General features: G+C 69.8%; 15 protein-coding genes. 5 read left to right on the top strand and 10 right to left on the bottom strand.

The window, feature by feature from the left end; all coding sequences use genetic code 11:
- Positions 1-60: 60 nt before the first annotated feature.
- Complete coding sequence (locus H1R19_RS11940) at positions 61-576, bottom strand: FxsA family protein (protein ID WP_219849112.1); 516 nt, start codon at positions 574-576, stop codon at positions 61-63.
- A 98-nt stretch (positions 577-674) separates the two neighbouring features.
- The gene (gene cobN / locus H1R19_RS11935) at positions 675-4,370 is read right to left on the bottom strand and encodes a cobaltochelatase subunit CobN (protein WP_219849111.1); all 3,696 of its coding nucleotides are present in this window, start codon (positions 4,368-4,370) and stop codon (positions 675-677) included.
- 207 nt (positions 4,371-4,577) lie between these two features.
- Here cobN and cobG point away from each other — a divergent pair, with 207 nt between their 5' ends.
- Genes cobG through H1R19_RS11920 form a run of 3 tightly spaced genes read left to right on the top strand, consistent with a single transcriptional unit; the run spans position 4,578 to position 7,981 of the window.
- Positions 4,578-5,768, top strand: a complete 1,191-nt coding sequence (gene cobG, locus H1R19_RS11930) for a precorrin-3B synthase (protein WP_219849110.1) — start codon at positions 4,578-4,580, stop codon at positions 5,766-5,768.
- A 12-nt stretch (positions 5,769-5,780) separates the two neighbouring features.
- Entirely contained in the window at positions 5,781-6,404 is a 624-nt protein-coding gene (locus H1R19_RS11925; protein ID WP_219849109.1) for a precorrin-8X methylmutase, read from the top strand.
- Positions 6,401-7,981 (top strand): precorrin-2 C(20)-methyltransferase, encoded by a 1,581-nt coding sequence (locus H1R19_RS11920; RefSeq protein WP_219849108.1) that lies wholly within the window; start codon positions 6,401-6,403, stop codon positions 7,979-7,981. The genes H1R19_RS11925 and H1R19_RS11920 overlap by 4 nt, the downstream gene beginning before the upstream one ends.
- 33 nt (positions 7,982-8,014) lie before the next feature.
- On the opposite strand, the gene H1R19_RS11915 is transcribed toward H1R19_RS11920, so the two are convergent.
- From H1R19_RS11915 to dprE2, 4 genes are read right to left on the bottom strand one after another with little or no spacing between them, the layout of a single operon-like run.
- Positions 8,015-8,776, bottom strand: coding sequence for a cobalt-precorrin-6A reductase (locus H1R19_RS11915; RefSeq protein ID WP_219849107.1), 762 nt, complete (start codon positions 8,774-8,776; stop codon positions 8,015-8,017).
- Entirely contained in the window at positions 8,773-9,549 is a 777-nt protein-coding gene (gene cobM / locus H1R19_RS11910) for a precorrin-4 C(11)-methyltransferase (RefSeq protein WP_219849106.1), read from the bottom strand. The genes H1R19_RS11915 and cobM overlap by 4 nt, the downstream gene beginning before the upstream one ends.
- Positions 9,546-10,835, bottom strand: a complete 1,290-nt coding sequence (gene cbiE / locus H1R19_RS11905) for a precorrin-6y C5,15-methyltransferase (decarboxylating) subunit CbiE (protein WP_244970677.1) — start codon at positions 10,833-10,835, stop codon at positions 9,546-9,548. The genes cobM and cbiE overlap by 4 nt, the downstream gene beginning before the upstream one ends.
- Positions 10,832-11,623: a decaprenylphospho-beta-D-erythro-pentofuranosid-2-ulose 2-reductase gene (dprE2, locus tag H1R19_RS11900; protein ID WP_219851617.1), complete on the bottom strand. Its 792-nt coding sequence runs from the start codon at positions 11,621-11,623 to the stop codon at positions 10,832-10,834. The genes cbiE and dprE2 overlap by 4 nt, the downstream gene beginning before the upstream one ends.
- Positions 11,624-11,687: 64 nt before the next feature.
- On the opposite strand from dprE2, the gene H1R19_RS11895 reads away from it, so the two are divergent.
- A complete protein-coding gene (locus tag H1R19_RS11895) occupies positions 11,688-12,089 on the top strand; it encodes a PPOX class F420-dependent oxidoreductase (RefSeq protein WP_219849105.1) in 402 nt (133 codons plus the stop codon).
- 3 nt (positions 12,090-12,092) lie between these two features.
- Here H1R19_RS11895 and H1R19_RS11890 read toward each other — a convergent pair whose 3' ends face one another.
- Positions 12,093-13,262 (bottom strand): M24 family metallopeptidase, encoded by a 1,170-nt coding sequence (locus H1R19_RS11890; RefSeq protein WP_188330165.1) that lies wholly within the window; start codon positions 13,260-13,262, stop codon positions 12,093-12,095.
- A gap of 118 nt (positions 13,263-13,380) precedes the next feature.
- Here H1R19_RS11890 and H1R19_RS11885 point away from each other — a divergent pair, with 118 nt between their 5' ends.
- Entirely contained in the window at positions 13,381-14,358 is a 978-nt protein-coding gene (locus H1R19_RS11885; protein ID WP_219851615.1) for a 5'-3' exonuclease, read from the top strand.
- A gap of 28 nt (positions 14,359-14,386) precedes the next feature.
- Here H1R19_RS11885 and H1R19_RS11880 read toward each other — a convergent pair whose 3' ends face one another.
- From H1R19_RS11880 to tatC, 3 genes are all read right to left on the bottom strand, one after another.
- The gene (locus H1R19_RS11880) at positions 14,387-15,391 is read right to left on the bottom strand and encodes a DUF4333 domain-containing protein (RefSeq protein WP_219849104.1); all 1,005 of its coding nucleotides are present in this window, start codon (positions 15,389-15,391) and stop codon (positions 14,387-14,389) included.
- Positions 15,392-15,595: 204 nt separating this feature from the next.
- A complete protein-coding gene (locus tag H1R19_RS11875) occupies positions 15,596-18,409 on the bottom strand; it encodes a DEAD/DEAH box helicase (RefSeq protein WP_219849103.1) in 2,814 nt (937 codons plus the stop codon).
- A complete protein-coding gene (gene tatC, locus H1R19_RS11870; protein ID WP_219851613.1) occupies positions 18,406-19,320 on the bottom strand; it encodes a twin-arginine translocase subunit TatC in 915 nt (304 codons plus the stop codon). The genes H1R19_RS11875 and tatC overlap by 4 nt, the downstream gene beginning before the upstream one ends.
- Positions 19,321-19,326: the final 6 nt, after the last annotated feature.

Here is a 19,326-nt window from a genome sequence, read left to right as displayed (position 1 = left end):
TCAGGCGGTGGGGTCCGGAGTGTCCGGCGGACACGGGTCACACCTCCGATGAGGTCGAGGTCAGTGGCCGTACGGCAGGCGCGGGGCATCGGCGGGCATGCTGCCGGTGCCCGTTCCCCCGTCTCGGGTGTCCGATTCCACAACTGTGCCGTCGATGATGGTCGCTCCACCCCGGCCGGCGTAGATGCCGGTGGCGCGGACTCCCGCGCGGTCCATGGCGGTGATCATCCGGCGTGCACCCGCGGCGACGACGACCGGACGCACGGCCTTGCGCGTGGGCGGGAACAGCAGCAGGATGCCGGCCACGGTCGACACCACACCGGGGATGACCAGCAGAAGCGTCGCGGCCGCGACGAGGGCGGTGTCGACGAGCGGGTCGCGTGGGTCCACCTCGTTGGCCGCGGCTCGGCGCAGCTCGCCGAAGACCTTACGGCCCTGCCACCGGAGCGTGAGGAAGCCGAGGACGGCAGCGCCGATGGTGATCAGGACGGCCCAGCCGAAGCCGAGGGTCATCACCATCGCCACGAAGGCGGCGATCTCGAGCACGGCGTAGGCCGCGACATAGCGGAGTGCCATGGTGCTCACCTGCCTTTCGGTGCCTTCGCGGCACCCGTTGAACGTCGGGGTCTTCCGGTACAACGCACGACGTGCCGGATTTTCTCCCGCCGGCGTCCTCAGTTCTCGCCGCGGCCCTCGATGTCGCCCTCGGTCTGCAGGTAGACGCTGCGCAGGGCGTCGAGCAGCTCGGCGGGCGGCTCACGCCACATGTCGCGTTCGACTGCCTCGAGGAGACGTTCGGCGATGCCGTGCAGCGCCCACGGATTGGATTGCTGCATGAACTGCTGGTTGGTCTCGTCGAGGACGTAGGACTCGGTGAGCTGCTCGTACATCCAGTCGGCGACGACGTCGGTGGTCGCGTCGTAGCCGAAGAGATAGTCGACGGTGGCGGCCATCTCGAAGGCGCCCTTGTACCCGTGTCGCTGCATCGCGGCGATCCAGCGCGGATTGACGACGCGGGCACGGAACACGCGGCTGGTCTCCTCCGACAGGGTGCGGGTACGCACGGAGTCCGGCCGGGTGCTGTCGCCGATGTAGGCCTCGGGCGACCTGCCGGTCAGCGCGCGGACCGTCGCGACCATGCCGCCGTGGTACTGGAAGTAGTCGTCGGAGTCGGCGATGTCGTGTTCGCGGGTGTCGGTGTTCTTCGCGGCCACCGCGATCCGCTTGTAGGCGGCGCGCATGTCGTCGACCGCGGGGACGCCGTCGAGGTCGCGGCCGTAGGCGTACCCGCCCCACTCGGTGTAGACGCGGGCCAGGTCGTCGTCGCTACGCCAGTCGCGGGAGTCGATGAGCTGGAGGATCCCGGCGCCGTACGTTCCGGGTTTGGACCCGAAGACCCGGGTGACGGCGCGCCGGCGATCACCGTGGTCGGCCATCGAGGCGCGGACGTGGGCCGCGACGAAGTTGTCCTCGTCGGGTTCGTCGGCGGCCGCGGCGAGCGCGACGGCGTCGTCGAGCATGGCGACCACGTGCGGGAAGGCATCGCGGAAGAACCCCGAGATGCGCACGGTGACGTCGATGCGCGGACGGCCGAGCTCGGCGAGGCCGATCAGTTCGAGATCGACGACGCGGCGCGACATCTCATCCCACACCGGCATCACGCCGAGCAGCGCCAGAACCTCGGCGACATCGTCCCCCGAGGTGCGCATCGCGCTGGTCCCCCACACCGACAGCCCGACCGACGCCGGGTGATGCCCGTGGTCGGTGACGTAGCGTTCGAGGAGCGAATCGGCCATCGCCCGCCCCGTCTCCCACGCCAGCCGTGACGGGACGGCCTTCGGATCGACCGAGTAGAAGTTGCGTCCGGTGGGCAGCACGTTGATCAGGCCGCGCAGCGGGGACCCGCTGGGCCCTGCCGGGATGAAGCCGCCGGCGAGGGCGTGCAGCACCCGCGGCACCTCGCCGGTGGTCTGCCGGAGTCGCGGGACCACCTCGGTCGAGGCGAAGCGCAGCACATCGCCGACCGCGTCGGGCAGCCCCTGGGACACCTCGCCGACGGTCGCCGCCGACCAATCCCCCTTGGCGCAGGCCGCGACCAGCTCCCGGGCGCGGGTCTCCACCGCGTCGACCGCGGCGCGTTCGGCCGATCCGTCTTCGACGAGTCCGAGGGCCTCCCGGAGTCCGGGCAGCGCCGAGGTCCCGCCCCAGAGCTGACGGGCACGGAGCATCGCGAGCACGAGATCGACTTCGGCGTCGTCGCGCGGAGGCTCGCCGAGGACGTGCAGGCCGTCGCGGATCTGCACGTCCTTGATCTCACAGAGCCAGCCGTCGACGTGCAACAGCATGTCGTCGAAGACCTCTTCGTCGGGGCGTTCGGTGAGCCCGAGGTCGGAGTCCATCTTCGCCGCGGTCAGCAGCGTCCAGATCTGCTGGCGGATGGCGGGCAGTTTCGCGGGGTCGAGGGCGGTGATGTTGGCGTGCTCGTCGAGCAACTGCTCGAGACGTGCGATGTCGCCGTAGGACTCCGCGCGCGCCATGGGCGGGATGAGGTGGTCGACGAGGACGGCGTGGGCGCGGCGCTTGGCCTGTGTCCCCTCGCCCGGGTCGTTGACGAGGAACGGATAGACGAGCGGGAGATCGCCGAGGGCGGCGTCGGTGCCGCAGTCGGCCGACATCCCGAGGTTCTTGCCGGGCAACCATTCGAGGTTGCCGTGCTTGCCGACGTGGACGATCGCATCGGCCCCGAAGCCGTTGCGCTGGGCGGCGATCCAGCGGTAGGAGGCGAGATAGTGGTGTGAGGGCGGTAGATCGGGATCGTGGTAGACCGCAACGGGGTTCTCACCGAAGCCGCGCGGCGGCTGCACCATGATCGCGATGTTGCCGAAGGTCAGTGCCGCGATGACGATGTCGCCGTCGGGGTTGACGGTGCGGTCGACGAACAGCTCGCCCGGAGCGGGTCCCCAGTGCTCGGTGACCGCGGTCCGCAATCCGTCGGGCAGGGTGTGGAACCAGTCGCGGTAGTCCGCGGCCGACATGCGGATCGGGTTGGCGGCGAGGGTTTCCTCGGTGAGCCAGTCCGGATCCTGGCCCCCGGTGGCGATGATGTGGTGGATCAACGCATCCGAATCGTCTTCGGCGAGTCCGGGAATGGCGTCCGGTCCGGTGCGGGGGCCGATGTCGTAACCGGCCGCGGCCATCGCGTCGAGGAGGCGGAGAAGGCTTCGCGGGGTGTCGAGTCCCACCGCATTGCCGATGCGGGCGTGCTTGGTCGGATAGGCCGAGAGCATCACGGCGATGCGCTTGTCGGCCGCCGGGGTCCGGCGCAGACGGGCATGGGCTGTGGCGATACCGGCGACGCGTGCGCATCGCTCGAGATCGGGTTTGTACCAGGGCAATCCGTCGTCGTCGAACTCCTTGAACGAGAACGGGACGGTGATGATGCGGCCGTCGAACTCGGGCACCGCCACCTGGGTCGCGACGTCCAGGGGTGAGAGGCCGTCGTCGCCGGCCTCCCAGTCCGCGCGGGATCCGGTGAGGCACAGGCCCTGCAGGATCGGGATGTCCAGGGCGGCCAGCCGCTCGATGTTCCAGGCCTCGTCGTCGCCGCCGGCCGACGCCGTGGCGGGGGTGGCCCCGCCGGCCGCGAGCACGGTGACCACCAGGGCGTCGGCGGTGCCGAGGAGATCGAGGAGGTCGTCGGGCGCGGTGCGCAGCGACGCGCAGAACACCGGCAGCGCCCGGGCGCCACGGGCCTCGATCGCCTCGCACAATGCGTCGATGTAGCGGGTGTTGCCCGCCAGATGCTGGGCGCGGTAGTAGAGCACCGCGATGGTCGGGGCGTCGGGCGAACGGCTCCCTGCGCCACTTGTGACGGCGCCAGGCGTGACGGGAACCGAAGAGCGTTCGAGGATCCCCCAGGCCGGTGTCTGTTCGGGCGGTTCGAAACCGTTTCCGGTCAGCAGCACGGTGTCGGAGAGGAAGTGATGCAGGTTGACGAGGTTGGCCACGCCACCGGCGGCGAGATAGTCGTGTGCCTGGGCGGCGACACCGGCGGGCACGGTGGAGTGCGCCATCAGGTCCGGGTCGGGCTGCTGCTCCCCCGAGCACACGACGAGTGGCTTACCGGTCGCCCCGACGGCGGTCAGGCCCTCCTCCCAGGCCCGTGTGCCACCCAGGATCCGCACCACGATGAGGTCGGCGTCGGAAGCCAGCCGCGGAATGTCGTCGAGCAGGATGCGGGAGGGATTGACACCGCGGAACTCGACCGCCGGGTCCGGTGTGTTGGCTGCTGGGATATCGACCGCCGGGGTGGAGTTGGCGGCAGATGCCGTGAGCAGATCGGTGTCCGAGGTCGAGAGCAGCAGGATCATCGTGTCTCCTCGCCGGGTTGTCGCGCCCGGTGCGTCGGTGGGTGCGAGGGACTGGTCTGACTCGGGGCTTCTGGCGTGCGTGACGCCGAAACCCCTCACAGTGGCGCGACCGCGCCGGATTTGCACCGGCTTCAGCCCGCTCGCGGTGGGTCAAGACTACGACTGCGCGCCGCTTCCGCCGCACGGGGCCGGTCGTAGGCTGAGGGAATGAACGAGCGAGCCCGCGACGCCGCCGACCGCTGCCCCGGCGTGTTCAGCACCCATGAGGCGGCCGACGGCGCTCTCGCGCGCATCCGGTTGCCGGGCGGTCGCATCGAACCGGCGCAGCTGGCGCAGCTCGCTCAGGCAGCCGACGCCCATGCCGACGGGTACCTCGAGATCACCGTCCGCGGCAACCTGCAACTGCGCGGCATCACCGACGTGGCGGCCGTCGCCGATGCGGTGGTGGGCGCCGGGCTCGCGCCGAGCGCCACCCACGACAAGGTGCGCAACATCGAGGTCAGCCCGCTGACCGGGCGGATCGGCGGAGTCGCCGACGCACGGCCGCTCGCCTCCGCCCTCGACGACGCGCTGCGCGCCGACCCCGCGACCACCGCGCTCTCGGGCCGGTTCCTGTTCGGCATCGACGACGGGCGCGGCGACATCGTCGTGCGGCGTCCCGACGCGTGCGCGGTGATCCGGTCCGGCGCCCCCGAGTCCCGTGAATCACTGAGCGCCGACATCGCGGTCGGTGGGCAACCGGTGGGGTCGGCAACCGGGACCGACGACATCGTCGCGGCACTGCAGAGGATCGCGTTCGGTCTCGCCGACGTCCGCCCCGGCGCCTGGCGGGTCGCCGACCTGGGAGTCGATGACCGGCGGCGACTCGAAGACCTCGTCGCCGCGGGACTCGGACCCGTCGTCGGACCGGACGATCCCGCCGGCGTGGTCGAGGGCGCCGGGCTCGCGCCGGCGGACCCGATCGTCGGGTGGTTCGACCAGGACGACGGCGCGGTCCTGCTCGGCGCGGTCGTGGAGCTGGGCCGGTTGCCCGCCCGCCTCGCGGAGTTCATCGCGGCGGTCGAGGCGCCGGTCATCTTCACCCCCGACCGGGAGATCCTGATCTGCGATCTGAGCGAGGGGGTGGCCGAGACCGTCGTGCGGGTCCTCGCCCCGATGGGACTCATCTTCGACGCCAACTCGCCGTGGGCACGGCTCAGCTGCTGTGTGGGTGCACCCGGATGCGCGTCCGCGCACGCCCCTGTCCGCGAGGACCTGCTGCGGCGGGTGGCGCAGGGCGAACCGGTCGACGACCGGGAACACTGGGTCGGCTGCGAACGTCGCTGCGGCTCCCCGCCCACCGGCCACCTCTCGGTACAGGCCACGCCCGACGACGGATACGAGCGGCACCGCCGTTAGGCTCGTCGGACCATGACCGAGTACCTGCGCGACGGCGCCGCGATCTACCGCCAGTCCTTTGCGACGATCCGCGCCGAATCCGATCTGTCCGCATTCGCACCCGACCTCGCGACCGTCGTCGTGCGCATGATCCATGCCTGCGGGCAGACCGACCTGACCCGCGACGTGGTCGCCACTCCCGGCGTCGTGGCGGCAGCACGTGGTGCACTCGAGGCCGGCGCGCCGATTCTGTGCGACGCGTCCATGGTCGCGTCGGGGGTCACCCGCAAGCGTCTGCCCGCGGACAACGACGTCGTCTGCTACCTCTCCGAGCCCACGCTGCCGCGCCTGGCCGAGGAGATGGGCACCACCAGAACCGCAGCGGCACTGGAATTCTGGCGTCCCCGCCTCGAGGGTTCGGTGGTGGCGATCGGCAATGCGCCGACCGCCTTGTTCGCGTTGCTCGACATGATCGACGACGGCGCCCCACGCCCCGCCGCCATCGTCGGCGCCCCGGTCGGTTTCGTGGGGGCCGCCGAATCCTGCGAGGCGCTCGCCGCCCGCACCGACCTCGAATTCATCACCGTCACCGGGCGTCGCGGTGGTTCGGCGATCACCGCCGCCGCCCTCAACGCACTCGCGACGCCGCAGGAATGAAGGTGGAAGCCGTGAACACGAGCGCACATGGTGAGGGCAAGCTCTGGGGCGTCGGCCTCGGCCCCGGCGACAGCGAACTGATGACGGTCAAGGCCGCCCGGCTCATCACCACCGCCGACGTGATCGCGTATCACTGTGCGCGACACGGCAACAGCATCGCGCGCTCGGTCGCCGAGCCCTACCTGCGTGAGGGGCAGACCGAGGAACGCCTGATGTACCCGGTCACCACCGAGACCACCGAACACCCCGGCGGATACCAGGGTGCGCTCGACGACTTCTACGCCGAGAGCGTCGATAGGCTGGCCGTCCATCTGCGTGCCGGTCGTGACGTCGTTCTCCTCGCCGAGGGTGATCCGCTGTTCTACAGCTCGTACATGCACATGCACAAACGGTTGTCCCCCCACTTCGACGCGGAGATCGTGCCGGGTGTGACCTCGGTCAGCGCGGCGTCGGCGGCGACCGGCGTCCCACTCGTGGAAGGCGAGGAAACACTCACCGTCGTGCCGGGCACGGCGTCGACGCCGGAGTTGCTGTTCCGGTTCCGCTCGGCGGACGCGATCGTGGTCATGAAACTCGGCCGGACCTTCGAGCGGGTGCGCGAGGCGTTGCGCGCCGCAGGCCGGCTCGACGAGGCGTTCTATGTCGAACGTGCCTCGACCACGGTCGAGCGCGTGCTCCCTGCTGCCGACGTCGATCCCGCAGAGGTTCCGTACTTCTCCATCCTGGTGGTGCCGGGACGCCGCAACAATCCGATGTTCGAGCCCGAGCCGGTACCCGGCGGGGTCGTGGTGGTGGGACTCGGACCCGGCCACGACAGCTGGACCACTCCCGAGGTACGGGCCGAATTGGCCACTGCCACCGACCTTGTGGGTTACACGACCTATCTCAATCGGGTGACGCCGCGGCCCGGCCAGCGTGTGCACGCCAGCGACAACCGGGTGGAAGCCGAGCGCGCGGAGTTCGCACTCGATCTCGCTCGACGCGGCGCGCGGGTGGCCGTCGTCTCGTCGGGGGATCCCGGGGTGTTCGCGATGGCCGCTGCGGTCGCCGAGGTGGCGGCCCAGCCCCGGTGGCACGACGTGCCGGTCCGCGTGGTCCCGGGCGTCACCGCCGCGACCGCCGTGGCCGCGGCAGTGGGTGCTCCTCTCGGACACGATTTCGCGGTCATCTCGCTGTCGGATCGACTCAAGCCGTGGTCGGTGATCGAGCGGCGGATCACCGCGGCGCTCGCCGCGGATCTGGTGATCGCCATCTACAACCCGGGGTCGGCAAGCCGGTCCTGGCAGGTGGGAGCACTCAAACACACACTGATGCAGACGGTCTCGCCGGACCGCGTCGTCGTGCTCGGGCGTGACGTCGGCGGGCCCGAGCAGTCACTGACCACGACCACCGCCGCCGAGTTCGATCCGGCTGTCGTCGACATGCGCACGATGGTGATCATCGGGTCCTCGGCGACCCGTGTGGTGCCGAGGTCGGCGGGGACGCTGGTGTTCACGCCTCGCAGTCACACCCCGACCGAGGAATCCGAGCCGCTCGGTGCCGAGCCGGTTGTGCCGGAATCTATGCCTTCCCAATAGGATTCGGCCCGGCAGGATTCGGGCCGGCAGCGCTCAGGCGAGGTTCACTCGCCGGAGCCACTCGCGGGCCGCACCGACGTCTGAGACCGTCGGCACGTCGGGTTCGGCGGGGCGGTCGACCATGATCACGTCGATCCCCAGCCCGGCGGCCGCCTCCAGCTTGGCGTGTGTCAGCGGTCCTCCGCTGTTCTTGGTGACGAGGAGGTCGATCCTGTTGTCGCGCAACAAGCCGAGCTCGGACTCCAGGTCATAGGGTCCTCGTGAACGCAGGATCTCGTGGTGCGGGGGAAGATCCGCGGTCGGTGGATCGACCACACGGATCAGGAACCAGGCGGAGTCGATCCCGGCGAAGACGCCGACGTCCTGGCGACCGGTGGTGAGCAGGACCCGGGTGCCGCGCCGACGAACCTCGGCTGCCGCCGCGTGCAGATCGGGTACCTGCGTCCACCGGTCCCCCGCCGTCGGAGTCCACGGTTCCCGACGAAGACGCAGCATCGGGATGCCCGTGGTGGCGGAGGCCTCGCTCGCGTTGGCGGTGATGGTCGCGGCGAAGGGGTGCGTCGCGTCGACGATCGCGCCGATCCGGTTGCCCAGCAACCAGTTCCGAAGACCGTCGATCCCACCGAACCCGCCGATCCGCACCGGTCCGACCGGCAGCCGGGGGTTGTTGACCCGGCCCGCCAGTGAGCTGATGAAGAAGATGTCGGTGTCGGCGAGCGCCGCTGCGAGCGCACGTGCCTCGCCGGTGCCGCCGAGAATCAGAACCTGTGGTGTTCCGGTGTCCGGGTCGGTCATGGGTGCGGGCTCGAGTCCGCCCGCAGCTTTGTCATGCGCGCCCGGGAATACAGATAGCTGTCCGTGACCTCGGGATGGGTGTCGTCGAGAACGCGGCCGACGAAGATGATCGCGGTCTTGCGTATGCCGGCGGCCTCGAGTGTCTGCGCAAGCCGGTGTAACGGGCACCGGACGACCTGCTCGTTGTCCCTGCTGGCGAAAGCGACTGTCGCCGTGGGACAGTCGTCCCCGTAATGCGGGGCCAGCGCCTCGACGATCTGCTCGGCGCGGTGCGCCGCCAGATGGAGGGCGAGGGTGACACCCGTGGCAGCGAGGGTGGCGAGGTCCTCACCGGGCGGCATGTCGGTGGACAGCGTGGACACGCGCGTGATGAGGAGGCTCTGTCCGACTCCGGGGACCGTGAGCTCTGTGTCCAGGGCCGCCGCGGCGGCCGCGAACGCAGGCACCCCGGGCACGATCCGGTGATCGACGCCTCGCGCGGTCAGCTCGCGCTGCTGCTCGGTCAGTGCCGAGTAGATGGACAGGTCACCCGAATGGAGACGGGCCACATCGTGCCCGCGCGCGTGTGCGGCCACGATGTGCTCGATGATGTCGGGCAACGGCATTCGCGCGGTGTCGATGAGGTCGGCGTCGGCGGGGCAGAGTTCGAGCAGTTCGGCGGGTACGAGCGAACCGGCGTACAGACAGGTGCGGCACTCCCCCAGGATCTGGGCGCCGCGCACGGTGATCAGGTCGGGCGCTCCGGGCCCGGCGCCGATGAAGTAGACGGTCATCGTTTCTCTCCCGTGCGGATCTCGTCGGCCTCGCCTGTGGTGCTCGCGCCTTTGGTGGCAACCCACTGCACGATCGGCAGGGCGGGTCGCCAGGTGGTCATCGTGCCCAGGGGTGCGACGGTCTCGATCGACAGCCGTCGCAACGTGCCCCCGCACTGTGCGTTCCATCGCGTGAGTACGGCCTGGTTCTCCACGGTGACCGCGTTCGCCACGATCCGGCCCGTCGGGCGCAATGCCCGCCACGCACGGGTGAGGACGTCCTCGTCGAGACCTCCCCCGATGAACACCGCGTCGGGCGCGGGAGCGTCGCCGAGCGCTTCGGGCGCCGGACCGCGAACCGAGATACGATGGGCGACACCGTGTTTCCGAGCGTTTCTGGTCAGCCGTTCAGCGCGCCCGGGATCGCGCTCGAAGGCGACGACCCGGCCGCGGTCGTCGGCCCGCAACCATTCGATCGACACACTGCCCGATCCCGCGCCGATGTCCCAGAGCACCTGGTGACCCGCGGGTTCGAGCGCGCAGACCGTCAGTGCCCGGATCGTCGACTTGGTGATCTGGCCGTCGTGTTCGTAGGAGTCGTCGTCCCGCCCGGGCAGACCGGTGCGGCGTGGGCCCACACAGTCGAGGGCGACGAGGTTGAGCGGATCGCCCGCCGGGCGGGTCCAGGTGTCGGCGGTCGCGTACTCGACGGATTCGTCCGGGCCACCGAGCTGCTCGAGCACCGCCATCGTCGACGCACCGAACCCGTTGCGCACGAGCAGTTCCGCGACGTTTGCGGGGGTGGTCTCGTCACGGCTCAACAGGAGCACGCGGGCACCGTCGGTGACTTCGGTGAGCACCACGGCCGGGTCGGCGCGGACGGCGCTGACGATCCGCGTCGCGGCGAGATCCCACCCGAGGCGGGCGCACGCCAGACTGACGCTGGAGACCGCGGGGTACACCCGCACCCCACCGGCTCCCACGCGGGAGACGATGCTCGCACCGACCCCGTGGAACATCGGATCGCCGCTGGCCAGAATGTGCACCGGGCCCTCGACGGTGGTGTCGATCACCTCGGTGAGGTGATCCGACATCGGTGACCGCCAGGGGCGCAGGTCGGCGGTGAGTTCTCCTCGAGCGGTGTCCAGCAGCGCCAGTTGCCGTGTCGCACCGTAGATCACCCCAGCGGACCGGAGTTCGTCGCGGACGGTGTCGGGGAGTCCGCGCCAACCGTCGGCCCCGATCCCCACCACCACGAAGCGCGGGGTCGAACTCGTCTGGGTCGAACTCATCTGGGTCGAACTCATCTGGGCAGTCTCCGCCAGACCGCTCGCGGCAACATCCGCATCCCGAAGAACACCGGACGCAGCGTCGCGGGAACCCACACCTCGCCCCACCCTTTGCGGTAGGCGCGGGCCACGGCGTCGGCGACCTGCTCGGCGTTCACCGACATCGGGGCAGGTGTGACCCCGGAGTCCATCAGCTCGCGGGTCATCGCGCCGATCACGAAACCCGGTCGCACCAGCAGCAGCCGAACACCGGTGCCGTGCAACGCGTCCGACAGCCCGCTGGCGAATCCGTCGAGGCCGGCCTTGGTGGAGCCGTAGACGTAGTTGGCGCGGCGCACCCGGATGCCGGCGACCGACGAGAAGACCACGATGGTGCCGGAGCCCTGCGTCCGCAGCGCCGTGGCGAGTGGGGTCAGCACGCTGATCTGCGCGTAGTAGTCGGTGTGCGCGATCTGGAGGGCATGTGCGACATCGGTTTCGGCGCGGGACTGATCCCCGAGCATCCCGAACGCGACGATCGCGACGCCGATCGGTCCGTACTGTCGCACCAGCAGGTCGATGAGCGCCGGATGACTGTCGGTGTCATCGGCGTCGAAGGCCACCGTGTGCACGGCGGTGGCGCCGGCCGCGAGGAGACGCGCGGTCTCGGCGGCGAGGTCGTCGGGGCGCCGGGCAGCGAGGACGACCGTCCGGCCCGGCGCGAGGCGGGCCGCGGTGGCGACCCCGATCTCGCTGCGTCCACCGAACAGGACGACGGACCCGTCAGAGTCCGACTGCGGCTGGGATGCTCTCCTCCTGAACGCCATGACTAGCAGTATCGCACCGGCCCCGACGGCGTCGGCGGGCCGCGCCGCGGCTAGCGTGAGGGCCATGTCACGCACCGCAGCCGATCTCGGACCCGCCGCGGTCGAGTTCCTCACCGAGCGTCACCTCGGCACCCTCGCCACCCTGCGCGCAGACGGGACCCCGCACGTCGTCGCCGTGGGCTTCACCTGGGACCCCGAAGCCGGTCTCGCACGTGTGATCACTTTCGAGGGCAGCCAGAAGGTCCGCAACGCCGAGCGCGGGGCCTATGCCGCGGTGACCAACGTCGACGGCCCGAGGTGGCTGACCCTCGAGGGTCCGGCCACCGTTCGGCGCGAACCCGACCGCGTCCGGGAGGCCGAACAGCGCTACGCGCAACGCTATCGCCAGCCCAAGCCCAACCCGCGCCGCGTGGTGATCGAGATCAGCGTGACGCGGGTACTCGGCTCGGCGTCCCTGCTGGGGTGAACCTCAGAGCCGCACGAGCTCGTGCGGACGGTTGTTGAGTGACTCGCACCCGTCGTCGGTGACGACGACGATGTCCTCGATGCGTGCACCCCAGCGACCGGAGAAGTAGACACCGGGTTCGACGCTGAACGCCATTCCCGGGCGGAGGGTGATGTCGTTGCCGTCGACGATGTAGGGCTCCTCGTGAACCGACAGTCCGATGCCGTGTCCGGTGCGGTGGATGAACTGCTCGGCGAGTCCGCGTGAGCGCAGCAGGTCGCGGGCCGTGGCGTCGATCGAGGCCGCGGTGACCCCCGGCCGTACGGCGGCCACGGCTGCGCGCTGCGCGTCGTGCAGTGCGGCGTAGGCATCGGCCACATCGGACGGTGGTTCTCCGAAGCAGTAGGTGCGGGTGGAGTCCGAGTTGTACCCGGGTTCCACCGGCCCGCCGATGTCGATGACGACGATGTCGGAGCGCTCGATGACCCGATCGGAGAACTCGTGATGGGGATCGGCGCCGTTGGGCCCCGAGCCGACGATGATGAAGGCCGCCTCGGTGTGCCCCTCCGCGAGGATCGCCTGCTCGATGTCCGCGGACACCTCACGTTCGGTCCGCCCGGGAATCAGCCAGTCCCCCATGCGCGCATGGACGCGGTCGATCGCGGCGCCGGCACGACGCAGCGCGTCGATCTCGGCGGCGTCCTTGATCATCCGTAGTTCCCGTAACACGGCCGTCGCGAGTTGCGGTGTGGCGCCGGTGTGTTGGGCAAGCGGGATCACGTGCAGCGCAGGCATCGAGTCGGAGACGGCGATCCGCGGCTGCGGCGACAGACCGGCGAGAGCCAGGCCGTGGGCGTCGTCGCCGTCGACCCAGTCCGCGACCTCGATGCCGAGATCGCCCACCGCCGAGGCCGACAGAGACGGGACCTCGAGACGGGCGATGACCAGGCGGGGATCACCCGCGGCCGGTATCACCAGCGCGGTGAGCCGCTCGAAGGTCTCCGCGCGCGAGCCGACGAGATAGCGAAGGTCCGGTCCGGGGGCCACGACCAACGCGTCCAGGCCGGCGTCGCGGGTGAGTTCGGCGGCACGGCGCATGCGGTTCCGGTAGACCTCCGGGTCGAAAAGCGGTCCGGCTGCTGCTGTCCCGGCGCTTGCCGTGCCGGTGTGTCCTGTTCCCGCGCTTGATGCCATGCGTCGAAGACTACCGGCCGGTGCCTCTTACCGGCCTGTGCCTGTTGCCCCCGACCCGGACTCGGTGGTGACGTACCGGGCCCGTCAGTGCAAGAGTGTGGGGGTGACGGATTCGTTGATGCTGCTCGACGGCGCGAGCCTGTGGTTTCGATCCTTCTTCGCACTTCCGGAGAAGATGACCAGCCCGGACGGCCGACCTGTCAACGCGGTGCGTGGGTTCATCGACACGATCGCCAATCTGGTGGTGCGCGAGCACCCGAGCCGTCTGGTGGTCTGCCTCGATCTCGACTGGCGACCCGCGTTCCGGACCGAGCTGATCCCCACGTACAAAGCGCACCGGGTGGCTGCCCCGGCCGACGGCGAGAACCCGGGCGTAAGTGGTTCCGGAGCAAGCGGTTCGGGTATCGACGTCGAGGAGGTCCCGGACACGCTCACCCCGCAGGTGGACATGATCATGGCGGTCCTCGCGGCCGCCGGGATCGCGACCTCGGGCGCCGAGGGTTGCGAGGCCGACGACGTGATCGGCACGCTGGCCTACGACGAGGCGACGGATCCGGTGATCGTGGTCAGCGGTGACCGCGACCTGTTGCAGGTCGTCGCCGACGACCCGGTCCCGGTGCGGGTGTTGTACGTCGGTCGCGGCCTGGCGAAGGCCGAGATGATGGGTCCGGTCGAGGTCGCCGAGAAATACGGGGTCCCGGTCGAGCGGGCGGGTGTCGGCTACGCGGAGATGTCCATCCTGCGTGGCGATCCGTCGGACGGGCTGCCCGGTGTCCCGGGTATCGGGGAGAAGACCGCGGCCAAACTCATCACCGAGTTCGGCAGCCTCGACGCGCTCGAGGCGGCGGCTGCCGATCCGTCGTCGAACGTCCCGACACGGAGCCGGAAGTCGTTGCTGGCCTCGGCCGATTATCTCGAGGCCGCGCGCACGGTGGTCGCGGTCCGTACCGACGCCGAGACCATCGACAGCGGTCCCGATGTCCTGCCCGACGAACCCGCGGATCCCGAGTCGCTTGCCGAGCTCATCGAGGAACTGGGTATCGGCGCCTCGGTCGGCCGACTGGCGAAGGCCTTGGGCTGGTCGATGGCGCGCTGAGCGTCGGTGCGCTGAGAATCGGGGACGATCAGCTGGGGCGAGACACCTCGTACCGGCCGTCGTCGTCGATGAAGGTGACCTTGACCTGCTGGTCCTGCCCGCCGACCGTGACCGAGCAGGTGAACGAGGTGCCTGCCTCGACGCGCTGCCCCGACGGGCACTTCACGTTCGTGACGTCGCTGGCCTGGTAGTCCTCGGTCAGGATCTTCTGGACGCCGTCCTGGGCGGCCTGCTGGTCGAGGTTCTTCGGGGCCCACCCCGGGACCCAGAACGCGGTGATCAGCAGGATCGCGGCGATCAGGACGAGTGCACCGCCACCGGCGAACAGCAGCGTCCGCGCGGTCTTGTTGGATTTGCCCGCCGCCATTCCGCTGAACTGGTCGCCACCCATCGGTGGGCCGTACGGGTTCTGACCGTAGGGACCCGGGGCGCCCTGGCCCTGCGGTGGCTGGCCGTAGTTCTGCTGGCCATAGTTCTGTTGCCCGGGGTTCTGCTGCCCGTACTGGCCGGGCTGGTTGTACTGTCCGGGATCGGGCTGACCGTACGGCTGCTGGCCGGGGTACTGCTGGCCATAATTCTGCTGTCCGGGGTTCTGCTGGCCGTAGTTCTGCTGGCCGGGGCCCGGTACCGCCTGGTATCCCTGCTGCCCGGGCTCATAACCGCCGGGCTGACCGTATTGGCCGGGCGCGGACGGGGGGTAACCGACCTGAGTCGGCTGGGACTGGACCGGCCCCCCGTGCTGTGGTGTCCCGGCTTGGTGCGCACCCGCTTGCTGGTACGGATTCTGCTGGTGGGCGTCCTGTTGCGGCTGCCCGTATCCGGGGTTCGGTGCCATCGTCGTCGGGTCGGCCTGCGGCCGGCCCGGCTGCTGCTGTCCGGACGGCGCGGAACCCGCAGCGCCGCCCGGCAGGTTCACGATCTCGGTCTTGTCGCCCGCAGGCTGCCCTCCGGCAGGCTGGGACGGGCTGGGTTGCGAAGGCGTGGGTTGCGACGGGGCGGGTCGGGACGGATCGGGGTTGTACGGGTCGGTCATGAGTCCCTCCCACTCGGCCTCTCACCCCGGGCGGGGTGAGAGGCGAACAACTGCGTCGCGACAGCGTCGGGGCATGGGGCACACCGACACCGAATGCTGGGTGAACGTTACCCCAGGGCACTCCGACTATCAGTGAACATTCCACGTGTGCCGCGCGGGGGTCGTCCGTTGAGCCGACAGTGAGCCGGCTGCACCCCGCCGGCATCAGCCCAGCTCGGCGGCCACCACTCCTCGTCGGATCGCCTTGACCGCCGCCCGCGCGGTGGCCCCGAGGCGGGTGTCGGTTCCGACGCAGAGGCGGATCTGTTCCAGCAGATCGACGATCTGCCTGTTCCAGCGCACGAAGTCGCCCGGAGACAACAGCTGGCCGCGTTCCCCCGCCAGCAGCAAGGCCTCGCCGAGCGTGCGCCCCGACGCCCACGTCGCGACCGCCACCGAGAAGCCGGTGTCGGGTTCGCGGGTGGGGCTCACGTGGTGGCGCGACTCCACCGCGGTGACGTTCGACCAGATCTCGACGGTCGCTGCCATCGCCGTGCGCAACGAGGTGCTGCCGGGCAGGGCGTCGATCCCGCCGTAACTGTCGCGTCGGCTCTCGTACACGAGCGCCGCGACGACCGCGGCCAGATCGGCGGGCGACAGGTCATCCCACACACCCGACCGGATGCACTCGGTGACCACCAGGTCACTTTCGCTGTAGATCCGGCCGAGCAGCTTGCCCGACTCGGTCACCAGCATCGTGTGCCCGGTCGATTCGGAGGGCTCCGGCGCCCGTTCGAGGTAGCCCAGTTCACTGAGCACGCCGACGATGTGGTCGAAGGTGACGCCGAGGGTCGAGGTCCGCTCCCCGATGGCGCGTTCGGCGCTGACGATGTCGCGGAGGAGTCGATTTCGACGCTCGGCCAGACGGAACAGGTCGTCCCCGCCCGGCAGCTGGTGGGCAGGATGTGCGCGCAAGGTCCGACGAAGGCCGGCCAGTTCGGTGTCGTCGGCAGCATCGGCACGCTTCTTCTGGCGACCGCGAGGCACCTCGATGCCCGTCGAACGCAACGCCGACGCCAGGTCGCGTCGACCGCGACCGGTCCGGCGGTCGGCGTTCTTCGGCAACCGCATGTTGCCCAGCACCTCGGGCGGATTGACGAAGTCGCGGGTGCCGATCCGTCCGCACCAGGCGTCCTCGGTCAGCACGAGCGGTTTGGGATCCTGCGTCTGGGTTGCCGGTTCGATGACCACGGCAAGTCCCCGGTGCCGGCCGACGGCGACACCGATGACATGGCCGCGTTTGAGTGCGGCGAGGTCGGCGGTGATCGAGTCATGTGTGTCGATGCGCTTGCGGTACTTGAGGTCTCGCTCGCGGCGTCGAATGTCCTCGCGCAGGGTGATGTAGCCGAGGAACCCCGCGTACACCGAATCGCCTGCCGTGGCGGTGTCGCCGTGCGCGTCGGTTCCGCCCGGCTCGAGTCCGCGCGCTTGGGCCGCCCGCGCCAGTTCGGCGTCGAGCTTGCGCAGCGCACGCTGGGACTCATGGAGTTTGCGCGCCTGACCGACAACCGAACGATCGGCCTGGAACTGGGCGAATGAGCGGTGCAACAGTTCACGGGCACCGTCGAGCCCGAGGCGGCCGAGCAGGTTGACGGCCATGTTGTATTCCGGCGAGAACGAGCTGCGCAGCGGGAAGGTCCGTGCACCGGCGAGACCGGCGACCTCCTCGGGGTTCACCTCGGGTGTCCACACCACGACGGCATGACCCTCGACGTCGATGCCCCGGCGTCCCGCACGGCCGGTCAGCTGGGTGTACTCACCGGGAGTGAGATTCACGTGTGACTCGCCGTTGTACTTCACGAGCCGTTCGAGGACCACCGACCGGGCGGGCATGTTGATACCGAGAGCCAGTGTCTCGGTGGCGAACACCATCCGGACCAGCCCGCGGACGAAGAGTTCCTCGACCGTGTGGCGGAAGGTGGGCAACATCCCCGCGTGATGCGACGCCAGCCCTCGGCGCAGGCCCTCACGCCATTCCTGCACGCCGAGGATGTCGAGATCGGTCGGCGACAGTTCGGTGAGGTGACGGTCGACGACCGCGTCGACCTCGACGACCTGTTCCGGGGTCAGAAGCGAGATACCCGACCGCAGGCACTGGGCGAGGGCGGCGTCGCAGCCGGCCCGCGAGAAGATGAAACCGATCGCCGGGAGCAGACCCTCCCGGTCGAGGCGGGCGACGAGGTTGGGGCGCGAGAGCAGGGGGCCGCGACCGTCGCGTCGGCGTGGGCCGCCCCCGCGGCCACGGCCACGACCGGAGTCCCGTTCGTCGTCGGCGGCGAGGAGCCGGTGCCGGATCTGGCGTTTCAGTTCGGGATTGACCTGTGGTCGGGCGCCGGCCTTACGGGTGGAGTCGGCCGGGTCGAACAGATCGAACAGCCGCTGCCCGACGAGCATGTGCTGGGACAACGGAACCGGCCGGTGCTCGTCGACGATGACCGACGTGTCGCCGCGGACGGTCTGGATCCAGTCGCCGAACTCCTCGGCGTTGCTGACCGTGGCCGACAGGCTGACCACGCGCACCGACGGTTCGAGATGGAGGATGACCTCTTCCCACACCGCACCGCGGAACCGGTCGGCGAGGAAGTGCACCTCATCCATCACCACATGCGAGAGACCGTTGAGTGCACGCGATTCGGCGTAGATCATGTTGCGGACGACCTCGGTCGTCATCACCACGATCGGTGCGTCGGGGTTGATCGAACTGTCCCCGGTGAGGAGTCCGACCGATTCGGCACCGTGCACCGCGACGAGGTCGGCGTACTTCTGGTTGCTCAGTGCCTTGATCGGCGTGGTGTAGAAGCATTTGGTGCCGCCCGCGAGGGCGAGGTGGACGGCGAACTCGCCGACGATGGTCTTACCCGCGCCGGTCGGAGCGCAGACGAGGACTCCGTGTCCGCCTTCGAGGGCCTCACAGGCGCGCCGTTGGAAGTCGTCGAGGCTGAACTCCAGTCGCGACGTGAAGGCGTCGAGTTGCGTCACAGGACGTCGTCGAACGTCTCGCGTGCGCGGGTGGAGGTGCGGGTGGCACCCGCTGCGCCCGGGGGCGCCGGGATCGTCGACGCCGGTGCGACCGGCCGCGTCGGCGGCAACGGACTGGCCTCGTCGTCGGAGAGTCCTTCCCAGCGGGCCGCGCCCCGGTTCCGACGCTTGTCGGAGATGCGGGCGAACTGGATCGAGAACTCGAGCAGGACCGTCAGGGCCAGCGCCAGCGCCAGCATCGTGAAGGGATCCTGACCCGGGGTCGCGATCGCCGCGAAGACGAACACCGCGAAGATCAGGCCGCGACGCCAGCTCTTGAGCCGGGCGTAGGTGAGCACGCCGACCAGGTTGAGGGCGATGATCAGCAGGGGCAGCTCGAAGCTGACGCCGAAGATCACCAGCACGTTGAGCATGAACCCGAAGTACTGGTCGCCGGCCAGCGCGGTGACCTGCACCTCGTTGCCGACGGTCAACAGGAAGTCGAAGGCCTTCGCGACGACGAGGTAGGCCAGGACCGCGCCGGAGACGAACAGCGTCGTCGCCACCGTGACGAAGGCGATGCCGTAGCGGCGCTCGTTGTCGTGCAGCCCGGGGGTGATGAACTGCCAGATCTGATAGATCCAGACCGGGCAGGCCAGCACGACGCCCGCGGTCAGCCCGACCTTCAGACGCAGCATGAACTGATCGAAGGGCCCGGTCGCCAGCAGGCGGCACGAGTCGTCTGCGGTCAGGGCCGCGCGGGCCGACGACGGCAGATCACAGTATGGCCCGCGGAGCACGTCGCCGAGCGACGGGACGCCGAGGAAACCGTTGCTGTACCAGATGAACCCGAGGATGGTGGTCGCGACGATCGCGAGCATCGAGATGACCATGCGCGTGCGCAACTCGTAGAGATGCTCGACCAACGACATGGTGCC

The organism is Gordonia jinghuaiqii, from assembly GCF_014041935.1.
Classification (GTDB): domain Bacteria; phylum Actinomycetota; class Actinomycetes; order Mycobacteriales; family Mycobacteriaceae; genus Gordonia; species Gordonia jinghuaiqii.
Note: the sequence above shows the minus strand (reverse complement) of the source record. Positions and strands in the feature narration are given on the sequence as shown.

Excerpts from the sequence above, each read along its gene's own strand:
- H1R19_RS11940 (WP_219849112.1), bottom strand. The coding sequence starts at position 576 with ATGGCACTCCGCTATGTCGCGGCCTACGCCGTGCTCGAGATCGCCGCC.
- cobN (WP_219849111.1), bottom strand. The coding sequence starts at position 4,370 with ATGATCCTGCTGCTCTCGACCTCGGACACCGATCTGCTCACGGCATCT.
- cobG (WP_219849110.1), top strand. The coding sequence starts at position 4,578 with ATGAACGAGCGAGCCCGCGACGCCGCCGACCGCTGCCCCGGCGTGTTC.
- H1R19_RS11925 (WP_219849109.1), top strand. The coding sequence starts at position 5,781 with ATGACCGAGTACCTGCGCGACGGCGCCGCGATCTACCGCCAGTCCTTT.
- H1R19_RS11920 (WP_219849108.1), top strand. The coding sequence starts at position 6,401 with ATGAAGGTGGAAGCCGTGAACACGAGCGCACATGGTGAGGGCAAGCTC.
- H1R19_RS11915 (WP_219849107.1), bottom strand. The coding sequence starts at position 8,776 with ATGACCGACCCGGACACCGGAACACCACAGGTTCTGATTCTCGGCGGC.
- cobM (WP_219849106.1), bottom strand. The coding sequence starts at position 9,549 with ATGACCGTCTACTTCATCGGCGCCGGGCCCGGAGCGCCCGACCTGATC.
- cbiE (WP_244970677.1), bottom strand. The coding sequence starts at position 10,835 with ATGAGTTCGACCCAGATGAGTTCGACCCAGACGAGTTCGACCCCGCGC.
- dprE2 (WP_219851617.1), bottom strand. The coding sequence starts at position 11,623 with ATGGCGTTCAGGAGGAGAGCATCCCAGCCGCAGTCGGACTCTGACGGG.
- H1R19_RS11895 (WP_219849105.1), top strand. The coding sequence starts at position 11,688 with ATGTCACGCACCGCAGCCGATCTCGGACCCGCCGCGGTCGAGTTCCTC.
- H1R19_RS11890 (WP_188330165.1), bottom strand. The coding sequence starts at position 13,262 with ATGGCATCAAGCGCGGGAACAGGACACACCGGCACGGCAAGCGCCGGG.
- H1R19_RS11885 (WP_219851615.1), top strand. The coding sequence starts at position 13,381 with ATGCTGCTCGACGGCGCGAGCCTGTGGTTTCGATCCTTCTTCGCACTT.
- H1R19_RS11880 (WP_219849104.1), bottom strand. The coding sequence starts at position 15,391 with ATGACCGACCCGTACAACCCCGATCCGTCCCGACCCGCCCCGTCGCAA.
- tatC (WP_219851613.1), bottom strand. The coding sequence starts at position 19,320 with ATGTCGTTGGTCGAGCATCTCTACGAGTTGCGCACGCGCATGGTCATC.